The sequence below is a fragment of the Cronbergia sp. UHCC 0137 genome, assembly GCF_034932285.1.
Taxonomy (GTDB): domain Bacteria; phylum Cyanobacteriota; class Cyanobacteriia; order Cyanobacteriales; family Nostocaceae; genus Cronbergia.
In genome coordinates, this window is the sequence record NZ_JAYGHC010000002.1 from 73,834 (window position 1) to 92,917 (window position 19,084).

21 protein-coding genes are annotated in these 19,084 nt (G+C 38.6%); 11 read left to right on the forward strand and 10 right to left on the reverse strand.

Annotated elements, in window-relative coordinates; all coding sequences use genetic code 11:
- Nucleotides 1–100: 100 nt before the first annotated feature.
- The 3 genes from VB711_RS01085 (at nt 101) to VB711_RS01095 (ending at nt 1,984) form a co-directional block, all read left to right on the forward strand.
- Nucleotides 101–685 carry a gamma-glutamylcyclotransferase gene (locus VB711_RS01085; protein ID WP_323283827.1) on the forward strand — a complete coding sequence of 195 codons (585 nt, stop codon included), beginning with the start codon at nt 101–103 and terminating at the stop codon, nt 683–685.
- Nucleotides 686–853: 168 nt separating this feature from the next.
- Nucleotides 854–1,591 carry a DUF928 domain-containing protein gene (locus VB711_RS01090; RefSeq protein WP_323283828.1) on the forward strand — a complete coding sequence of 246 codons (738 nt, stop codon included), beginning with the start codon at nt 854–856 and terminating at the stop codon, nt 1,589–1,591.
- Between the two features lie 150 nt (nt 1,592–1,741).
- Nucleotides 1,742–1,984: a type I restriction-modification system subunit M N-terminal domain-containing protein gene (locus tag VB711_RS01095; RefSeq protein ID WP_323283829.1), complete on the forward strand. Its 243-nt coding sequence runs from the start codon at nt 1,742–1,744 to the stop codon at nt 1,982–1,984.
- A 356-nt stretch (nt 1,985–2,340) separates the two neighbouring features.
- Here VB711_RS01095 and lepB read toward each other — a convergent pair whose 3' ends face one another.
- On the reverse strand, nt 2,341–2,967 hold the full coding sequence (gene lepB / locus VB711_RS01100; RefSeq protein ID WP_323283830.1) for a signal peptidase I: 627 nt from the start codon (nt 2,965–2,967) through the stop codon (nt 2,341–2,343).
- 393 nt (nt 2,968–3,360) lie between these two features.
- Between lepB and VB711_RS01105 the strand changes: the two genes are divergently transcribed.
- Nucleotides 3,361–4,680: a dihydroorotase gene (locus tag VB711_RS01105; RefSeq protein WP_323283831.1), complete on the forward strand. Its 1,320-nt coding sequence runs from the start codon at nt 3,361–3,363 to the stop codon at nt 4,678–4,680.
- Here the strand turns inward: VB711_RS01105 and tsaE are convergent.
- Complete coding sequence (tsaE, locus tag VB711_RS01110; RefSeq protein ID WP_323283832.1) at nt 4,666–5,121, reverse strand: tRNA (adenosine(37)-N6)-threonylcarbamoyltransferase complex ATPase subunit type 1 TsaE; 456 nt, start codon at nt 5,119–5,121, stop codon at nt 4,666–4,668. The two genes, VB711_RS01105 and tsaE, sit on opposite strands and share 15 nt — an antisense overlap.
- Nucleotides 5,122–5,218: 97 nt before the next feature.
- The gene (locus VB711_RS01115) at nt 5,219–6,610 is read right to left on the reverse strand and encodes a gluconeogenesis factor YvcK family protein (protein WP_323283833.1); all 1,392 of its coding nucleotides are present in this window, start codon (nt 6,608–6,610) and stop codon (nt 5,219–5,221) included.
- Nucleotides 6,611–7,031: 421 nt separating this feature from the next.
- Between VB711_RS01115 and ruvC the strand changes: the two genes are divergently transcribed.
- The 3 genes from ruvC (at nt 7,032) to VB711_RS01130 (ending at nt 9,786) form a co-directional block, all read left to right on the forward strand.
- Nucleotides 7,032–7,523 (forward strand): crossover junction endodeoxyribonuclease RuvC, encoded by a 492-nt coding sequence (gene ruvC, locus VB711_RS01120; protein WP_323283834.1) that lies wholly within the window; start codon nt 7,032–7,034, stop codon nt 7,521–7,523.
- A 259-nt stretch (nt 7,524–7,782) separates the two neighbouring features.
- Nucleotides 7,783–8,343 (forward strand): hypothetical protein, encoded by a 561-nt coding sequence (locus tag VB711_RS01125; protein WP_323283835.1) that lies wholly within the window; start codon nt 7,783–7,785, stop codon nt 8,341–8,343.
- 279 nt (nt 8,344–8,622) lie between these two features.
- A complete protein-coding gene (locus tag VB711_RS01130; RefSeq protein ID WP_323283836.1) occupies nt 8,623–9,786 on the forward strand; it encodes an FAD-binding oxidoreductase in 1,164 nt (387 codons plus the stop codon).
- Here VB711_RS01130 and VB711_RS01135 read toward each other — a convergent pair.
- Together VB711_RS01135 and VB711_RS01140 are read right to left on the reverse strand one after the other, a co-directional pair.
- Nucleotides 9,761–10,450 (reverse strand): hypothetical protein, encoded by a 690-nt coding sequence (locus VB711_RS01135; RefSeq protein WP_323283837.1) that lies wholly within the window; start codon nt 10,448–10,450, stop codon nt 9,761–9,763. The two genes, VB711_RS01130 and VB711_RS01135, sit on opposite strands and share 26 nt — an antisense overlap.
- Nucleotides 10,451–10,530: 80 nt before the next feature.
- Nucleotides 10,531–11,451 (reverse strand): TIGR01777 family oxidoreductase, encoded by a 921-nt coding sequence (locus VB711_RS01140; protein ID WP_323283838.1) that lies wholly within the window; start codon nt 11,449–11,451, stop codon nt 10,531–10,533.
- Nucleotides 11,452–11,576: 125 nt separating this feature from the next.
- Here VB711_RS01140 and VB711_RS01145 point away from each other — a divergent pair, with 125 nt between their 5' ends.
- A complete protein-coding gene (locus tag VB711_RS01145) occupies nt 11,577–11,924 on the forward strand; it encodes a hypothetical protein (RefSeq protein WP_323283839.1) in 348 nt (115 codons plus the stop codon).
- Between the two features lie 100 nt (nt 11,925–12,024).
- Here VB711_RS01145 and VB711_RS01150 read toward each other — a convergent pair whose 3' ends face one another.
- The 5 genes from VB711_RS01150 to VB711_RS01170 form a co-directional block, all read right to left on the reverse strand.
- Complete coding sequence (locus VB711_RS01150; RefSeq protein WP_323283840.1) at nt 12,025–12,456, reverse strand: FHA domain-containing protein; 432 nt, start codon at nt 12,454–12,456, stop codon at nt 12,025–12,027.
- 271 nt (nt 12,457–12,727) lie between these two features.
- The gene (locus tag VB711_RS01155) at nt 12,728–15,106 is read right to left on the reverse strand and encodes a heavy metal translocating P-type ATPase (RefSeq protein WP_323283841.1); all 2,379 of its coding nucleotides are present in this window, start codon (nt 15,104–15,106) and stop codon (nt 12,728–12,730) included.
- A gap of 428 nt (nt 15,107–15,534) precedes the next feature.
- The gene (locus VB711_RS01160) at nt 15,535–16,023 is read right to left on the reverse strand and encodes a DUF2752 domain-containing protein (RefSeq protein ID WP_323283842.1); all 489 of its coding nucleotides are present in this window, start codon (nt 16,021–16,023) and stop codon (nt 15,535–15,537) included.
- Nucleotides 16,024–16,038: 15 nt separating this feature from the next.
- A complete protein-coding gene (locus VB711_RS01165; protein WP_323283843.1) occupies nt 16,039–16,299 on the reverse strand; it encodes a TM2 domain-containing protein in 261 nt (86 codons plus the stop codon).
- A 385-nt stretch (nt 16,300–16,684) separates the two neighbouring features.
- A complete protein-coding gene (locus VB711_RS01170) occupies nt 16,685–16,960 on the reverse strand; it encodes a hypothetical protein (protein WP_323283844.1) in 276 nt (91 codons plus the stop codon).
- A 633-nt stretch (nt 16,961–17,593) separates the two neighbouring features.
- Here VB711_RS01170 and VB711_RS01175 point away from each other — a divergent pair.
- From VB711_RS01175 to VB711_RS01185, 3 genes are read left to right on the forward strand one after another with little or no spacing between them, the layout of a single operon-like run.
- On the forward strand, nt 17,594–18,208 hold the full coding sequence (locus VB711_RS01175) for a TMEM165/GDT1 family protein (RefSeq protein ID WP_323283845.1): 615 nt from the start codon (nt 17,594–17,596) through the stop codon (nt 18,206–18,208).
- Nucleotides 18,209–18,249: 41 nt separating this feature from the next.
- Nucleotides 18,250–18,678 (forward strand): hypothetical protein, encoded by a 429-nt coding sequence (locus VB711_RS01180; RefSeq protein WP_323283846.1) that lies wholly within the window; start codon nt 18,250–18,252, stop codon nt 18,676–18,678.
- Nucleotides 18,675–19,079: a PIN domain-containing protein gene (locus tag VB711_RS01185; protein WP_323283847.1), complete on the forward strand. Its 405-nt coding sequence runs from the start codon at nt 18,675–18,677 to the stop codon at nt 19,077–19,079. Before VB711_RS01180 ends, VB711_RS01185 begins: the two co-directional genes overlap by 4 nt.
- Nucleotides 19,080–19,084: the final 5 nt, after the last annotated feature.

Genomic DNA, 19,084 nt, shown 5'->3' on the forward strand with positions numbered 1-19,084 from the left:
TTTAGCTGTTAATACAATCTCCGGTAAGTCTATCGGGATACAGTTTTTATTTTAAATTCAATGATATAATTAATTTCGTCATAAATACTTCCAGGGATAGATGACTAATCAAAGTGGACACTCACACCACAGTTGGGTACAATCTCATAATCCTGTAACCCTAGAGTGTAAACTGCAACATTCGCTACAAAAAGAGCCGATGTTTTATTATTTTGCTTATGGTTCTTGTATGTGTCCAGTTGATTTAAAGCGATCGCTCGGTGAAAATACCCATCCTTACGTTATCGCACCTGGAGTATTAAAAGCATATCGACTGGGGTTTTATCTCTATTCTCCCAACCGCAAATGTGGAGTTTTGGACGTTGTAGCTGATTCTCAAGCTACTGTCAAAGGTGTACTTTATCAACTACCTTGGCGACTAAGTGAATACCTGGATAAACGTGAGGGTGTCTCCTATGGACTCTATCGACAGGAATTAGTAGACATTCACTGTCAAGACAAAATATACAACAATGTTCGTACCTATGTAGTAGTGAACAAGTTAACAGAAGAAGCAGCGCCCAACGATTGGTATTTTAACGTTGTGTTACGGGGTGCGATTACCTGCGGATTACCAGAGGAATATTGCTGGTCTTTATTTAACCATATGCACAAATTACAGCAGCAAAACCAGAGAAAAGTTTAAAGTGTAGGATTTTAGCGTACAAATAATAAAATACCAATATTTTCAAATTGTCCAAACTCAAGACGTTTAAAACTCTGTCAGAAAAATTCTTAGGGGAAAAACGGCAGTAGGCGATCGCCTATGGTGGGCGTAAATCCATTTTTATATAACTAATCTAGGAGATCCATAATGCAAAAATATATTGGTTTGACATTGTTGGCAATTTCTTTAATGTCTACACCTGTTCAGGCACAGATAAAGTTTCAGAGACTGGATCAAACAGTTGTACATGAAATTTACCGATTGCGACGACAAGAAAGAAATTATGCGGGGTGTCGCTGTGGATGTCGTCAAGCAAAAAAATTGTTGGCGATCGTACCGAATAATACTCCATCATTAACTGTGTCTTCTAGTCCGGGGTTTTTTGTTCATCTGCCAAAGATAGAAAAACAATATATTGATTCACCAGATGGAAAACTTGAGGCTGAATTTAGTTTGATTGCCTTTGAAACTGATGAGATAATTTATCAAACAAAAATTGCCATATCTGATAGCTTGCATGGTGAAGCCATAGAGGGAATCATGGAAATCAATCTGCCAGAAAATATTGTTTTAGAAGTAGGTAAAGATTATCTGTGGAGATTTGACATATATTGTAATGCTGATGACCCCTCTATAGGAATTTATATTAGTGGAATTGTGAAACGGGTTGAATCTTCTACAAAACTGATATCCGAACTCAAATCCGCTAATCCTCTACAAGCATCTGTAATTTATGCCAAAAACGGAATTTGGGTAGAAGCAATTTCCACCTTAGCTCAATTACGCTGGGAATCCCCCCAAAACTTGAAACTCATTGCTTATTGGCGTTCCTTACTCAAGTCTGTAGATTTAGAGGATATTTCCCAACAACCTTTACTCAAGTAATCCAGGTTTACAGATCAAGATTAATAGCGAAGGGTAGATTACTGTTTTGTTTGATGGTATGTTTTAATTAACAAGAATGAAGAGTAAATTCGGGAACAGGCGAAAAGGTTGTTAGAGAAGTATTTCGGGAAGTAAAGGGTAAACAACTAAGTGGCAACCAAACAGACTAAATCAAATAGTAGTAGCACCAAATTGGGTTTTGAAGAGAAATTATGGCAAGCTGCGGATAAGCTACGGGGTCACTTAGATGCTGCTGAGTATAAGCACGTTGTCTTAGGGTTAATTTTCCTCAAGTACATATCTGACGCTTTTAATGAACTCTACGATAAATTAGCAAAGGATGAATACGCCGACCCTGCCTATTTCATCTATAATTCCCGCTATTATCCCTAAATGGTCAATATCTTTAACATCTACTTGTAGTTTTGTTTTCATTTTAGCTACCTTCACTCCACTTAGATTAAAATACTTTTTTTCTGATTTTACCTGCTGAATGTGGTCTCCAAAAATACACAGAATTAACATACTAGATTCTGACTTGTTGAAAGCTGTTTAATTTTATTGCTTGATTTTGGGGGTTGTTTTTCGTTTTCTTTACACCCCCTGAACGGTTACCATCTAACAGATTTTGTATATCTGACGCACCGCATTAATATACAATCCCAAAAGCCTGAAACTAAGGAATTTTCTTCATACATATCATCTGCATTTTGTAAAAATAAATCTTGTTCCCAATCACCAATCACCAATCACCTATCTATTGTGCCAATATTATTCAATGGCCAGAAACGAACTATGGCACGACCAATAATATTATTACGGGGAACTACACCCCAACAACGACCATCATAACTACTGTTGCGATTGTCACCTAACACCAAGTAAGAATTATCTGGAATAGTTTCGGGTTTAGCTAAGTAAGGCGGTTGCTGCCCTGATGTACACACATCTATAACTGTAACCTGAGAGGGGGATAGATATTTGTTTTCTGCCAAGGGTTTGCTGTTAATATAAACTTTGCCATTTCTGAGTTCTACCTTTTCTCCCGGTAAACCAACTATACGCTTAATAAAAGCATCATGGTATTGTTCTTTCTTGAGTTCCTCAGTCGGTGAAAATACTACTATATCTCCCCGTTGTGGCGTAGCAAATTTATACTTTACTTTATCAACAATAATCTTATCTGCTTCCCATTGGTTTGGTGTACCATGGAGCGTAGGTTCCATTGAACCAGAAGGAATCCAACGTGCCTCAGCTACAAAAGTACGGATTCCCAGCGCTAGGAAAATACTGAGGAAAATAGTTTTACTTAATTCTATAATCCAGGAATTATCAGGTTGTTGGCTAGAGTTGTTATCAGACACTTGATTTCGCATGAAATTACTTAGAATTTAATTAAGATGGTCTAGTGCCGCAGGGCAAAAGTCAAAAGTTAAAGGTCAAAACTAATACAGCGTAAGCTTTTCATAGATTTGTAATATTGGGTTATTTAGGCCAACCTATATCAATACCCCCGTAAAATTAAAAGTTCAAAGGTTGATATTATAACTTTTAGTTAGTTCTGAATTATTGCTTGTTTGATTTTTGTCCTGTTGTGCCAATAATTACTCACACAAAGAGATTTTAATTTCTTAATCTGAACAAAAGTAATTTCTGGATAGAATGAGTCATAAATTGAATATCACCTTTTTTTTACACGCAGTAAGAATTGTCCATTGGGTGAGCTACTAGATTTAATCTCAATCACACCCTATTTTATACTTAAAACCATGTCATTGCCAAAAAAATTACTGATTCGTCAAGCTCAGATTATTCAACCCAACGGTGAGTTGATGATTGGGGATGTGCTAACCGATGCAGGAAAGATAGTTGAAGTAGCATCAAATATTGCTCATGACACGGCCATTCAAGAAATTGACGCACAAGGTTTAACTTTGTTGCCGGGAGTAATTGATCCGCAGGTGCATTTCCGGGAACCAGGATTGGAACATAAGGAAGACTTGTTTACTGCTAGTTGTGCTTGCGCTAAGGGAGGTGTCACCTCTTTTTTAGAAATGCCCAATACACGACCTTTGACAATTAATCAGTCAGCGTTGAATGATAAGTTAGAACGTGCCTCCCATAAGTCCTTAGTTAATTATGGCTTTTTTATTGGGGCTACGCCAGAAAATCTCCCTGATTTACTTTTAGCTGAACCAACACCGGGAATTAAGATTTTTATGGGGTCGATGCACGGTCAGTTACTTGTTGGGGAAGAGACTTTATTGGAACAAATTTTTGCCCAAGGTAGTCGGTTGATTGCTGTTCATGCCGAAGATCAACAAAGAATCAATCAACGTCGTCTAGAGTTTGCGGGGATTGAAGATCCGGCGATTCATTCGGAAATTCAGGATCCTCAAGCGGCGTTGTTAGCTACCCAACTGGCATTAAAATTATCTAAAAAATATCAACGTCGTCTGCATATTCTCCATTTATCAACGGCGTTAGAAGCCGATTTATTGAGAAAAGAGAAACCAAGTTGGGTAACGGCGGAGGTGACACCCCAGCATTTATTGTTAAATACGAGTGCATATCAACAGGTTGGTAGTTTGGCGCAGATGAATCCACCGCTGCGATCGCTCCATGATAACGAAGTTCTCTGGCAAGCTTTACGAGATGGAGTAATTGACTTTATCGCCACCGACCATGCACCCCATACTTTAGCAGAAAAAGCCCAACCCTATCCTAACACCCCTTCGGGAATGCCTGGGGTAGAAACTTCCCTACCTTTAATGTTAACTGCGGCTATGGAAGGAAAGTGTACCGTTGCCCAAGTCGTTCACTGGATGTCTAAAGCCGTGGCTGTAGCCTATGGTATTCCCAATAAAGGAGAAATTACCCCTGGTTATGATGCTGATTTAGTGTTGGTAGATTTAAACACCTATCGCCCAGTTTTGCGTGAAGAACTCTTAACCAAATGTGGTTGGAGTCCCTTTGAAGGTTGGAATCTAACTGGCTGGCCTGTGACAACCATTGTTGGAGGGGAAGTGGTTTTTGACAAAGGAAGGGTCAATACAGAAGTTAGGGGTCAAGCTTTAACTTTCAATTAGAGCCTTTGGTAGATTGCAATTATAGCAGGTAATTTCCGCTTGGCGATCGCCTGCTGCCCCATAGGTTAAAGTCACATTGAGATAACTATCTGGTTTATAGAGCATTCTCTCGGCCCACTCAATTGCCACAATTCCTAGTGTGACTTCCATGGGTTCCCAATAGGTTTCTAAATTCAACCCTTTGACTTCCTCAACTTCTAGACGGTATAAATCCAGATGATAAAGAGGAAGTCGTCCTTCCAGGTATTCATTAATTAAAGTAAAAGTAGGACTCACAATAGGATCAGTAATACCTAACCCCTGACCAATACCTTGAACCAAAGTAGTTTTACCAGCCCCTAACTCACCTGCCAATAAAATTACACTACCAGCAGGTAAAGATTCACCCAAAATCAAGCCTAAATTAAAAGTTTTTTGTTGATCAGCCAGAAAAAATTTCATTATTAAAAAAGTCGGCTTGTAAGAGGGAAGAGGGAACAGGGAACAGAGACAATGCGTTTCGCAGAAAAGGGCGATTGCAACTTGGCGCGAAACAAATTCATTTTGAATTTTTATTTCCCTTACCATGATGAGCGCCACTGTACCAGCGTAACAAGACCTTAGCTAATTTTTGCGGGTCATGACGAACAGCACCAACTTCATCTTCATAGATTATATTAGCCGGGACAATCCTTCTTCCTAGCTGACTAACAGCTTCCCGATCTAAGAATACCGGATGGGAATTTTGTTGAGCATAGCGAATTAGGGCTTGGGCAGAGGGTGTTTTTTTATGTACCAATACCGCATCAAATAACCTGCGTCCACCGCAAACCTGATCAATTGCTTGGATGTGTTGGGCAACGGTGTAACCCTCAGTTTCTCCCGGTTGGGTCATAATATTACAGATGTAGATCCGAGGTATTGTCGTAGCAGCGATCGCATCCGCAATTTCTGGTACTAACAAATTAGGAATAACACTCGTATAAAGACTCCCAGGACCAATAATAATATAATCAGCTTCTTGAATCGCCTTAATCACCGCCGGTAAAGCTGGAGGACGATCTGGAATACAACCAATTTTCTCAATTTTCCCACCAGCCAGAGAAATATTAGACTCACCCTCAATCCTTCGTCCATCAGCCAATTCTGCCCAAAGCCGTACATCACTCAAAGTTGCAGGTAGCACCTGTCCTCTAACTGCTAAAACTTTAGAACTAGCAGAAACTGCCCTTTCTAAGTCTCCAGTAATATCCGACATAGCAGTTAAAAACAAATTACCAAAACTATGACCAGTCAAACCATCCCCAGCCCGAAAACGATATTGAAACAATTCTGTCAGTAACTTTTCTTCATCTGCCAGTGCCGCTAAACAATTACGAATATCTCCTGGAGGCAATACCCCAAATTCTTGACGCAACCGCCCCGAAGAACCACCATCATCAGCTACCGTCACAATTGCTGTAATATTAGCACTATAGGCTTTGAGTCCCCGCAGTAAGGTCGAAAGTCCTGTTCCACCACCAATTACCACCATTTTCGGTCCTCGGTACAAACGGCGATGGGCTAACAAAACATCTATCAGTTCCTCCTCATTACCTTGTGGTCTTAGTACCTCAGTAATCGAACCGACTGTGCGGGATTGTCCCCACAATACTAATAAAACCCCTAACAATAAAACCAAAGGGCCGCTGATATAGTTAGGTAAAATGTTAGTCAAAACTCCCAATAAACCCCTCAAAAACTCCAATGCCCAAAAAATCGGGGTCAGCTTTATCCATATAGCCAACCCCAAACTTGCCAAAATTACACCACCCACACTAATTAGCAGCCACCGTTTTACAGATAATCCAGGGGATAACCACTTAAACCACTGGTTAACCCGATGGGAAGTGCGACTGTGTGACTCTATTTGCAGGGCATCGAGGGCTTGTCTAAAAAAACCGATTGACATACCTAAATTGGAAGAGGAGAAACAATGTTTAACAGAAACTTTACACCACCTGGTTCAATCCCAAGGGTGAAACTATGATATTTTTCAATTCCTTCATATTTGGAACCAATCCTGAAAATTACCAGTATTCCCAGTTATACCAATAGAGAATCTTAGCTTTTGAGTGAAAAAATATACGGTTAATTGTCATTTAGCACCAAACTAATTAGGTTTGTTTTTTATAGCAGGGAACAGGGAACAGGGAATAGGGAATAGGGAATAGGGAATAGGGAATAGGGAAAAAGTATTCTTTCTCTCTTCCTGCCCCCTGCCCCCTGCCCGCTGCCCGCTGCCCTTCACCCTTGCTAAAGATTTTAGATTGATCTGTAGAATCAATCTAGAAGGTTCTACCATCCAGGAATTATTGGTCAAAGTAAATTTGATGGAAAAACGAATTTTAGGAATAGATCCAGGACTAGCAACACTAGGATTTGGAGTAATTACTTGGCAACAAAGTTCAGCTAAAGGACAAAATACAACCATCAAAATGCTAGATTTTGGTGTTATTAAAACTTCGGCAGATATGGAAATGGAACAGCGTCTATGTATTTTATTTGACGACTTACACACCCTGATGGAGGAGTTTAAACCGGACTTGGTAGCAATTGAAAAATTATTCTTCTATCGTATGTCTAATACTATTGTCGTAGCGCAAGCACGGGGTGTACTTGTTTTGGTTTTAGGTCAGTGCCGCCTTCCTTATGTGGAATTTACCCCAGCACAAATTAAGCAAGCATTGACAAATTATGGTAATGCAGATAAGGCAGAAGTGCAAGAGGCAGTGGCACGGGAATTGGATTTAGACGAAATTCCCCGACCAGATGATGCGGCAGATGCTTTAGCAGTAGCTTTGACGGCTTCCTTTCAGCTATAAATTGTAATATTTTAGCGTAGAATGTGAGGATATTTGCGGTTAGCGATCGCTTGCCAAAAAGTATTCATTGTAGGAGTTTGACCGTTTTCGGAGATGTCTAACAGCGGTATGCGTTTGAATCAGATAGAACATGATCGGCGGAATCCATACAAGACTTTCTACTCTGTTCCCTGTTCCCTGTTCCTTGCTATAGTACGCATTATACTAACATAATCTTTTGAAAATACCATCTCAAATGTTAAGTGGAGGTTAAATTTATATGCTCTTAATTACTGCTGATCAAGTTCAATATTGTCAACTTACTTATACTATAGATGATGAGTTACAAACTATAGATGGAATGTCTTATCGAGATATGTTATTTATAAAGGTGTACTCTTTTCCTAAAGAGCAAAGACTAGATGCAGTTGAAAAAGCAAAGTTTGTTTCTTTAGAAAATAAAGGACGTTTTTTAGTAATTTTAGTTGAAGAAAATGAAAATTATGTAATTTGGCAACAAACTAACCAAGCTCAAATTAAAGTTGAACAACCCCAGGAAATTCCTATTTCTGAAATTGATTTAGAACAATTAGTAGCTAAAATGCGTAACGTCGGAGGCATTAAAATTGAGGATCGTCGGTATAAACTTAAAATTTATCCACGTTGTTTTATAGGAAATGAAGCAGTAATTTGGTTGATGGAATCTTTACAATTATCTCAAGAAAATGCCATTCGTCTTGGACAAAGATTAATTGATGAAAAATGGATTCATCATGTTACCGATGATCATTCCTTTAAAAATGAATATTTATTTTATCGTTTTTATTGGGATGAAAAGTAATTAGAACCTTCTAAAAAATAAATGATTTAAAACCAGTCATTGTGTAAAGCCTGCAAAATTAATTTTACTTTATCGCAGGTGACACGCCACGCAGTATACTTTCACCACGAATATTCATGAATAAATCCTACAGCTAAATAACTCAAGTTGCTAGTTATTAATTTTTCGGATATTTTATAGTCTGTAGGGTGCGTCAGACGGAATAATTTAGGCTAAAATGACTAATTTTAAGTTTCTGACGCACCTTATTTCATCTAACTAGCAACTTACGTTAAATATATGAAAACCTACGACTGGATTGTGGTTGGTGGTGGAATTACCGGGGCTACACTGGGCTATGAACTAGCTAAAACAGGCTTTTCTGTATTGTTGCTGGAACAATACACCATACCCGAAAACGCCACTCGCTATAGTTATGGCGGAATTTCCTATTGGTCAGGGATAACACCAATTACAAAACAATTATGCCAGGAAGCGATCGCTCTTTACCCAAATCTATCTCAAGAATTAGAAGCTGATACTCAGTACCGGGAATTAGATTTACTCCTAACCATACCCGCTAATTGTAACCCAGAAACGGCTGCTGCATCCTACGCACAAGTCGCTATTCCTCCCCGTCTACTCACAGTTAAAGAAGCTTGTGAATTAGAACCTCTACTAAATCCAGAAGTGATATCTGGTGCTTTAACGGTCAAACATGGCCATATTCACCCAGAAAAAACCACACAAGCATACATTCAAGCTATGCTGCGATTGGGGGGAGAAATGGAAATCGCGCAAGTTTTAGAATTGACTTCTTCCTCTCCTAGAAAATTTACAGGTGTGAAAACAAATATAGCCACTTTTCACAGTAAAAATATTGTAATTTGTGCCGGTGGATTTAGCCGTAAACTTCTAAAATCTGCGGGTGTTTCCATCAAAATGTATTTTTCTCATGCAGAGGTTATTGAAATTCCATCGGTTAATTTGCGATTAAACACTTTAGTTACACCAGCTAATTTACAACGATTTCAATTAGAAACAAAATCTACAGAAATTGATGAATTGTGGAATCAATCAGATCAAGAAATATTAACGCCAATTCTCGATGCAGGTGCGGTACAATTCTTAGATGGTAGTTTGCGTTTAGGTCAAATTAGTCGTATTTCTACAAATCCTCAAGCTAAAATTAATTCAACCGAAAGTGAAATATGGTTACGAAAAAGTATCAGTCAAATATTGCCAGATTTGGGAAGCTTACCGGGTAGTTATCATCATTGTTTGGTTGGATTTAGTAGAGATAAGTTACCTCTAATTGGTACTATTCCAGGGTTTGAAGGACTTCATATATTTTCAGGTTTTAGCAGTGCTTTTGTATTTGTGCCAACTTTAGCAAAACGCTTTGCTCAATATGTAACTGGCAAGGATGATGAAATTATTAAACAGATGTCTCCTGAACGTTAGAATTAATAATGATCTTGTTTAATTGAATATCTGTTGTTTCAGTGGTAATTAAATTAGCTGCTTCTTGTAAAAGTTGTTGTTGTTCTTTTTGAATGGCTTCTAAGCGAATACTAATTTCTGCCAAACGTTGCTGTTTAGTTGGATAATTTGTAATTGCACTAATGGGAGTGATTGTGGAAATAAAAGGGGAATTTTTGTTATTAATTATTTTATGAATAGCGAAATTACCAAGTTTTATCAAAAACAAAAATCCAGATTTAATTAGTTGAAATGGAATTTTTAATATTGACCAACTAACTGTTTCAATCAATCGGACAATTCCTTTAATTATACTCCAAAGTAGAGCAATAATAAACAGCAAAATTACTAAACTAATAATTGGGTGATTAATTGACCAACCCATTATTTGCAATAAATGTAAAGATATGGGATGTTGTGCCAAAAAATCTTCTACAGAATTAGTAATTACTGTTTCAATTGCTGTTGATGTCGTCTTTTGGATATTTTCAGCAGTTTTTAAACTATGTTCTAAGGAATCTTTAGCTTGAACTATAGCCGTTGAAACTTTATCAGTTGTTTGAGTTACTGTTTCTTTTAAAGAATGACCAAATTGCTGTACTGACTTTGTGAAAGAGTTAAAACTTTCATGCAGACTGTATTTCACTGCTGGCAATTGCAAAATAGTTTTTTTATTTTACCATTTTTAACAGCTTTTAACAGCGATCGCTCTCAAAAACTATAAGTTTATGTCAGGATTTGCTCAAGTGCAGAGGGCAAATTTGGATACTGATACTCAAAACCTGCGGCTAAAGTGCGTTTAGGTAAGACTTGTTGCCCTTGTAAAACAACTATTGCCCCCTCTCCTAATATAGCTTCTATGGCAAAAGACGGCACAGGCAACCAAGAAGGACGATTCATGACCTGTCCCATAATTGTACTCAAATCTGTCATTCGCACAGGATTAGGCGCGGTAGCATTAAACACACCTGCCATTTCAGAATTAGTTAAAGCTTGGATAATTAAATTTACTATATCTTCCAAGTGAATCCATGAAAACCATTGCCGACCACTACCAATTGGTCCACCTGCAAAAAGTTTAAAGGGAGTAATCATTTTGCCTAAAGCACCACCATTTCCTAAAACAATACCAAAACGCAAAATTACTAAACGCACACCAGCGTCTCTCACCTTACTAGCTTCCGCCTCCCATTCTTGACAGACTTGTGCCAAAAAATCTTCACCAGAAGGGCTAGTTTCATCAAAAATAGCAGTTTCACTTGTGCCATAGTAGCCAATAGCCGAAGCGTTAACTAAAACTTGGGGACGGGGATTAGCCTTGGTTATAGCTTCCACTATTTTCTCTGTACCGAGTTTGCGACTGTTGAGAATGTCCTGTTTATGTTCTGGTGTCCAACGTGCTTCAGCAATAGGTTCTCCCGCTAAATTCACCACAGCATCACAACCTGTAAGGGCATCTTGCCAAGAACCAGAAACACCAGGAGTATAGGCTATAATTTCTAAATTTGGGAAAGCTTGTCTGGGAAAAACCTTTTGGGCAAAGTTAGTATTCCGCGTTAATATAACCAGTTCATGCCCTTGTTTATTAAGTTTATTTACTAAATGACTCCCGATAAAACCCGTTGCTCCAGTAATTGCTATTTTCATTGTTTACCTCAATCAAACCACTATTTTAGCCTTTTTCATCAACTTTCCATGAATTTTTAACAATTTAATTTTTAAATGCTTAGGTATTATAGGATGGATTGATTGTTGCAAGACGTGGGGCTATTATGGCTCGCTATACCTGTTCATTTATCGTTTCGGTTTCCATTGAACATCTTCAGGGTTTAATTATAGAACTCTTAGAAGACTGTCAGTTGGATGTTCAATACTACACATCTGACTACATTATGGCTCGTGAAATTCCTGGTCATGTTACTTTTTCTAAATTAGTTGCGGTGGAGGTATTGATTGATAAATCAACGGCTACGGAGACGGAAACTCGCATCAGTATTGTGATCAAAAATGAAGAATTACCACTTCAACTACATAATCATTGCCAACAAGTGTTTGAATTTGTTAAACAAGCAATTGAACAGAACCGAAATTGGCATCTAATTGAAAGTTTTGTAGGATAAGTAGTCGAGTGAAATTAATTGCACTCAAGAACAATAAAACCAAAGTAGAGGCGTATTGCAATACGCCCCCCTGCCTCCTGCCTTATGCCAATGATCATTTTTATTCATCGAAATCGTCTGTCATGCCAGGGTTGATTAATGTAATATCATACTCACTAGCATCAGTTTGACCTAAATGCTCAGTATTTTCTAGGAAATAATAAATAGCACGTACTTGGGGACCGAAAACTATCTCATCTTCATTTTTGAGGTCATGAGCGGGTATTTTCCGTCCGTTAATCATTAAGCCGTTGGAACTGGCTTTGCCTTTGGCATCACCATCTACAATTCGGTAATAATAGTTATTATTATTGTTTGGTCGAGGTAATCTTACTAAGGTGGCATGGTGGCGGGAGACAAACTGCGACATTAGGCGAATGTTGCAATTACGGTCTCTACCAATTGAATATACTGGATTACTCAGAGGAAATTCTTTGCGCCCCTGATCATCTTCAATAATCAATAGATGGTTTTCTTGGGGTTCTGCTGACATTGATAAATACTTACTCAATTTGTTTGAAATTTAATGAATCAATATTCTGGGATTATTATTTTTTTACCACACTGATGCCCCCTCGTGTTTAATTCAGAATTAAACGGTGTCAAAATTATAGATGAAACTGGTACATTATGACAATATAATTATGCTACTTTTGTTCCCAAATGTATAATATCTACGATACTTGAATAAACAGTAAATTCACCCTGAAACCTAATCTAGGCATTAACCTAAAAACAATGCAATTCAAGGCAAATATCTTGATTTATCGGGTAAATTGCCTTAATAAAATGGAGTTAGTTACGACACTAACTGAACTAAAAGCCATCAAAGCGGCGGCACTGGATGGACTGAGGACAAAACCAAATTTGGGTAATAATACGCCCGCAGCTAAGGGGATACCAATGGTATTATACGCAAAAGCCCAGAATAAATTTTGTCGAATCTTGTTGAAAGTGGCACGACTTAGCTGAATGGATTCAACGACATCACTGAGGTAATCTCGCATTAAGACAATTTCGGCTGTTTCCATGGCCACGTCTGTGCCGGAGCGTAAAGCAATTCCTACATCTGCCTGGGATAGAGCCGGAGCATCATTAATTCCATCGCCTACCATGGCGACGATTGAGGGCTGATTGCTGTTGTTTTGAAGAGATTCTATGGCTTGTGCTTTTTTGGACGGTGGGATACCGGCCATGACATCTGTGCTATCTAGTCCTAGTTGTTGAGCGATCGCACTAGCAGCTTCCGGGCGATCGCCACTCAATATCATTACCCTTAACCCCATTTGCCGCAATTTGTCTACGGTAGTTTTAGCATCTATTCTCAGAGTATCACTGACAGCAATTAATCCGGCTAAATTGCCATCAACAGCGACACCGACAACAGTTTTCCCCTCGCTGGCTAATCTGTGGGCTTGCTCTTGGGCGGTTTCACTGATAGTAATTCCATGGCAATTCAACCATTCCCAATTCCCCAATAGCACTATTGCACCTTCTACCACCGCAGATACACCCATTCCCGGCTCGGTGTGAAAATCTACGGCGTTGGCAATAGCTAAATTTTGCCCCTGGGCTGCTTGGCGAATTGCTGTAGATAGGGGGTGATGTGTTCCACTTTCAACGGCTGCGGCTAGTTGGAGCAGGGAATCGGGGGAAATATGCTCTTGATTTGGAAGTAAAAAACAATCTGTGACAGTGGCGTTACCTGTGGTAAGAGTGCCTGTTTTATCAAAAACTATCGTGTTTAGCTGATGTACCTTTTCTAAAACGTCACCACCTTTAATTAACAGTCCCCGTTCTGCACCCAAGGCTGTACCAACAAGAATGGCTGTAGGAGTTGCTAGTCCTAAAGCACAGGGACAGGCGACTACCATCACAGCGATCGCTAATTTTAAACTAATTAACAGGGGTGAGTGATTTGTCGTGACTGCCGAGTGTCCCATCATTTCCATCCCACTGGCAACACTGGCTGTACTAACTTCTGTCCAAACTTGTGTACCAAAAAAGTACCAAAAAACAAAGGTTAATAAAGCTGCTGTTAATACGCCGTAGGTAAAATAACCTGATACCGTATCCGCTAACTTCTGGACTGGGGCTTTGCGAGTTTGGGCAGTTTCCACCAAGGCGACAATGTGGGCTAAAGTTGTATCATCTCCTGTACGGATGGCTTGAATAGCGATCGCTCCCGTTTGGTTAATCGTTCCAGCCGTGACAACATCTCCTCTTTGCTTAATTACTGGTACTGATTCCCCAGTCAACATCGACTCATCCACCGTTGTTTGTCCAAAACGCACCTCACCATCAACGGGAATTTTGTCTCCTGGTAGCACCTGTAACCACTCACCGACCCGCACCTGTTCGGCAGGAATCTCAATAATATCCGTCCCTAACTGCTCTGAGTCTGGGTTAGCGATCAATTTGGCGGTTTGGGGTTGAAGAGCTAACAACTGCCTAAAAGCGGCAGCAGCACGACCTCTAGCTTGCTTTTCTAAAGTCCGCCCCAACAAAATAAAACCCAGCATCATTACTGGTTCATCAAAAAAGCATTCCCAACCAGTACCAGGGAAAAACAAGGCGACTAAACTGGTAGTATAGGCTGTAAGAGTTCCCAGACTAACCAAAGTGTTCATATTAGGCGCACCTCTGCGGCAACCTAACCACCCATCTACTAAAATTGGACGACCAGGAATCAACAGAGCGATCGTTGCTAGTCCACAGTGAAACCAGATATTATTTAAAATTGGCAAATTTGAGCCACCAAAATGACCAATTCCTGACAATAACAGCAATACACCAGCAATTACTAACTGTCTAATTGCCGTCACCATCTCTTGGCGCACTTTTGCAGCATGATCAGATTTTTCTTCTGCAACTTTACCTTTCGCTGTGCGGATTTGGCTAGGAAAGCCCGTTGCGGTTAATCCTTGTGCAAGGGTATCTGCATCTACGTCTCCCACCGCCACATCTACGACTGCCACCTCTGTTGCTAGGTTAACACAGACGCTTTTCACTCCTGGATGTTGCGTTAGCTGTCTTTCTACTGCTTTCACACACCCAGCGCACTTCATACCGCCAACATCTAAGATAATTTTCTGGGTTGGGGTAATTTCTAAGGAAAGCTGAGTTTTCGGGAGAAGTTGCATGATGGGTTTTTGGATTCACGACGAAATTTAAACGCCTGAGAAAAAGCGTTTCTACTTTGAAGATAACGAAATTTAGACCCATCACTAAAGATTTAAAATATTAAATTTATTAGATATCAGTAATTATTTAGTATTAATTTTAGCTTTTTTGTTAACATAGGTCACATAGATCAGAGCGCCAGCTTGTAAAGGCAACATCGCAATTATGATTTTCGCGATATAATTCAGTTCCCAACTCGACATTGTGGTGTAATATCCAAAACCCAACAATAAAAATATTATCCAGATTAGTTGTTTTTTTTTCATGGTGAGGATGATCCTTAATCTAGTAGTCTGTCAAAAACCGATTGACGGGTAAATAAATCTTCCTTCTTCCTTCTTCCTTCTTCGCGCTCTTTGCGTCCTTTGCGGTTCATTTCTAATTTATTTTACAGACCATATAGAGAGATAATGCGGGCTAAAGGCGAGTTAATGAATCCATAATAAAGTGCAGAACTTTGAGAAAGGTTGTATAACCGGAAACCGTGATATACCAAAAGGCTGCCTAGTGCGAATATTTGTAATTTCCTGTATGGGAGTAGACGAGAATAAAAGGTTGTAATTCGCCGATTTATCAAGAGTTCCAAGGATATGTGAATTACTATAATCGCAAAACTAATAAATAAAACTGGGCCGAATAAATGTTCTATAAATGCTTGATTCCAATCTCCTTGAGCCACGGCCATAAAAGAGCGAGTCATACCACAAGTAGGACAGGGAATACCAGTAAAGTGTCGAATGGGACAGACTAAAAAACTGATTCTATACCCATGAATATAAAAATAGCTGCCTATCAAGGGTGTACTACAGAATCCTAATATACCCCAACGAACCACTTTACCGTGAAACGATAAAATTTGAGAAGATAATTTAAGCACTTGTACACTAGCTGATTAAAACCAATTTTTTTTGTTGGCTACATAAGTATTAAAAAATTCTTCATCGGATTTAGTCAGGTAAATAATACCTTCCGCTAACCCGATAACCCAAGTTACAACTCCACCAATCCCGCAGGTTAAGAGGGTGGCTAGGAGTAATATTACACCTTGGGTTGTATAACCAAGAATAAATTTGTGAATACCGAGACTTCCCAAAAGAATAGCGCAAATCCCGGCTGCAATTTTTTTGCTATTAGCATCACTGGTATTAGACATGACTAAAACAACTCCTCAAGAATAGATGGCATTCCCATCTTAAATCTTTAGGTGATCATTTTAACTTAGGATTTGCTTTTTTATTCCAAAATAGGACTTACGCAAAAAAACTCTTAAATTCTTATGTCTCCCTGTCCTCTGCGGTATGCACTGCGCGTTAGCGGAGCTTATGCCTACGGCACACTACGTGAACGCTTTAGCGATACGATATTCAGTAACTCCTGCGTAAGTCTTATAAAATCTAGATTCCGGTTTTTTACACTGCATCAAAAAATAATATTTCAAAAATGTCTGAAACCTAATTTGGGTAAGGATTATGGGGAATGTCTTCGCGGAACTCTTGATTCCTAACTATATTTCTTGTGGGAAATCCGGGAATAAATGTTTAGAACCAACCTTGTTTATTTATAAAGTATGTACTAACAAATTCATCATGATTTTTATTTAAATAGATCATGCCTTCAATTAAACCTACTAATTGCATAATTAGTAAAGTAAAACCGTAGGTTAAAGAACCTCCAATCACCGAAATAACTAGCATGATAAAACCTTCTGGTGCGTAACCTAAAATAAATTTATGTAATCCAAAGCCACCAAAAATGATTCCGCAATATCCACATAGAAGTTGCTTTGTTGCGTGAGAGGGGTTAACATTTGCCATATTTAGTCCTACTTCTGAATCGGTGAAGTATAAAATTAAGGGTTTTATTGTTGTAATCAAACACTAGATATATATCGATCTTTCTAGCAGTAAAAGCAGATGCTAATTACTTTCTACAAATATATGAAGATGATATCCGGATTATTTAGCGATCGCCATTAAGAGGTTGTTTTGAAACTTTTTCCTGTGGGATATGACACCCGCAGATCCCCCTAAATCCCCCTTAAAAAGGGTGAATTTGAGGAATTTAGTGGGGGGATCTCGATTAATTCTGATACTTTTCAAACATCCTCTAAAAAAAGCCCTTAAATATCTACAAATAGATATTCGTCATTACAGACTGAGCGCGAAAAAATAGTGTTCCCAGTCCTGATATATTTTCTTGACTATTGGTTGAGATAAATGTATAATTGGGGCTAATAATGAAGGGGAGTAGCTCCTGGCAAAATATTAACAGCCAGTACATCTGAATCAACATACTGGTGATGAACCTGGTTCAGATGGCAAATAATTTAAGTATTTGAAAGCGAGACCTTCACTGAGTTCACATGGAAAAATGTGTGAGCTTCAGTGAGGTCTTTTAGCTCTCATGAAGCTCCACAGAGGCAAATGACCCTTTAGGAGTTTGAGAGAGTGTTAACAGCATTTACAGCAGGTTTATTACTAATTACAATTTCTGAGCTAGGTGATAAGACGTTTTTTATCGCTGTGATTCTAGCTATGCGTCACTCCCGAAAGTTGGTATTTATGGGGGTGACAGCAGCCTTAGCAGCAATGACGATTCTTTCGGTAATATTTGGACAAGTGGTGTCATTGTTGCCAAAAGTTTATATTCATTATGCCGAAGTGACTTTATTTATTGCCTTTGGTTTAAAGCTGCTTTATGATGCTTATAAAATGCCTGTTTTTGCGGGTCAGGAAGTGATAGAAGAAGCAAAAGCAGCAGTAGAAGAAGCAGATGCACATTTAAAGCAAAAAACAGCCTGGGCAATTTTAGGAGAAGCTTTTGTGTTAACATTTATGGCCGAGTGGGGCGATCGCACACAAATAGCCACCATTGCCTTAGCAGCCAGTCAGAACCCCATTGGTGTAACAGTGGGTGCAATATTAGGACACAGTTTATGTACAGCGATCGCTGTTATCGGTGGTAAATTAATTGCAGGACGTATTTCTGAGCGTCAAATTACCTTCGTAGGCGGGTTTCTATTTCTGATCTTTGGTATCCTCGCAGCAATAGATGGGTTTTGAGTGTGATAGAAATTAGATAAGTCAGGAGTCAGGAGGTAGGGGTGAACGGCCATTCACCCGTACAGGAGTCAGGAAAAAAACTGGCTTTGTCTATAGGTTTTAATTTAGATTCTGTACCTCATCAATCTGTTAAATACTTGGTTTTTTCTCTCCACCTATTGATTAAAAGTGTAATTTTCCAGAAAAATCTGTTTATCTATGTAAATACAATGCAAACAATTACTTTAAACTCTCATATTGGACAAGATGGAATATTACATTTAGATATTCCTGTAGATGTGACCAACACCGACTTAACTATTACTGTTATTTTAAAGCCTGTTAATAATTCTCAGCATCAAGCCTTACCTAAAGGAAAGGGGTGGCCGGCTAATTTCTTTGAAGAAACATCAGGTTGTTTAAAAGATACTCCTTTAACTGTAGATTCAGAAGGTGTTTATAATGATTTAGAGGAGTTTGAATTGTTATGAAATATTTGCTAGATACAAATGTATGTATCAAATATCTCAATGAAAATTGGATTATTCACCGTAAATTAGAAAATACTGATTTAGAAAATATAGCTGTTTGTTCAATTGTTAAGTTAGAGTTATTTTATGGAGCAATGAGAAGCGATAACTCTAATCAAGTGTGGGCAAAGGTCAAGCGATTTTTAGAAGTATTTATTTCTTTACCTTTAGATGATATTTCAGCTTTAAATGCAGGTAAGATTCGGGCGCAGTTAGCTAATCTTGGTACACCTATTGGTTATAATGATTTATTAATTGCTTCTATTGCACTCTCTCATGATTTGATTTTGGTAACTCATAATACTAAAGAATTTGTCAGAGTTGAAGGGTTAAAAATAGAAGATTGGGAAATTGAAAAATAGAAAGT

What these genes read in the sequence shown, in the direction of transcription:
- VB711_RS01085 (WP_323283827.1), top strand. Translation starts at nt 101, where the DNA reads ATGACTAATCAAAGTGGACACTCACACCACAGTTGGGTACAATCTCAT.
- VB711_RS01090 (WP_323283828.1), top strand. Translation starts at nt 854, where the DNA reads ATGCAAAAATATATTGGTTTGACATTGTTGGCAATTTCTTTAATGTCT.
- lepB (WP_323283830.1), bottom strand. Translation starts at nt 2,967, where the DNA reads ATGCGAAATCAAGTGTCTGATAACAACTCTAGCCAACAACCTGATAAT.
- VB711_RS01105 (WP_323283831.1), top strand. Translation starts at nt 3,361, where the DNA reads ATGTCATTGCCAAAAAAATTACTGATTCGTCAAGCTCAGATTATTCAA.
- tsaE (WP_323283832.1), bottom strand. Translation starts at nt 5,121, where the DNA reads ATGAAATTTTTTCTGGCTGATCAACAAAAAACTTTTAATTTAGGCTTG.
- VB711_RS01115 (WP_323283833.1), bottom strand. Translation starts at nt 6,610, where the DNA reads ATGTCAATCGGTTTTTTTAGACAAGCCCTCGATGCCCTGCAAATAGAG.
- ruvC (WP_323283834.1), top strand. Translation starts at nt 7,032, where the DNA reads ATGGAAAAACGAATTTTAGGAATAGATCCAGGACTAGCAACACTAGGA.
- VB711_RS01125 (WP_323283835.1), top strand. Translation starts at nt 7,783, where the DNA reads ATGCTCTTAATTACTGCTGATCAAGTTCAATATTGTCAACTTACTTAT.
- VB711_RS01130 (WP_323283836.1), top strand. Translation starts at nt 8,623, where the DNA reads ATGAAAACCTACGACTGGATTGTGGTTGGTGGTGGAATTACCGGGGCT.
- VB711_RS01140 (WP_323283838.1), bottom strand. Translation starts at nt 11,451, where the DNA reads ATGAAAATAGCAATTACTGGAGCAACGGGTTTTATCGGGAGTCATTTA.
- VB711_RS01145 (WP_323283839.1), top strand. Translation starts at nt 11,577, where the DNA reads ATGGCTCGCTATACCTGTTCATTTATCGTTTCGGTTTCCATTGAACAT.
- VB711_RS01150 (WP_323283840.1), bottom strand. Translation starts at nt 12,456, where the DNA reads ATGTCAGCAGAACCCCAAGAAAACCATCTATTGATTATTGAAGATGAT.
- VB711_RS01155 (WP_323283841.1), bottom strand. Translation starts at nt 15,106, where the DNA reads ATGCAACTTCTCCCGAAAACTCAGCTTTCCTTAGAAATTACCCCAACC.
- VB711_RS01165 (WP_323283843.1), bottom strand. Translation starts at nt 16,299, where the DNA reads ATGTCTAATACCAGTGATGCTAATAGCAAAAAAATTGCAGCCGGGATT.
- VB711_RS01170 (WP_323283844.1), bottom strand. Translation starts at nt 16,960, where the DNA reads ATGGCAAATGTTAACCCCTCTCACGCAACAAAGCAACTTCTATGTGGA.
- VB711_RS01185 (WP_323283847.1), top strand. Translation starts at nt 18,675, where the DNA reads ATGAAATATTTGCTAGATACAAATGTATGTATCAAATATCTCAATGAA.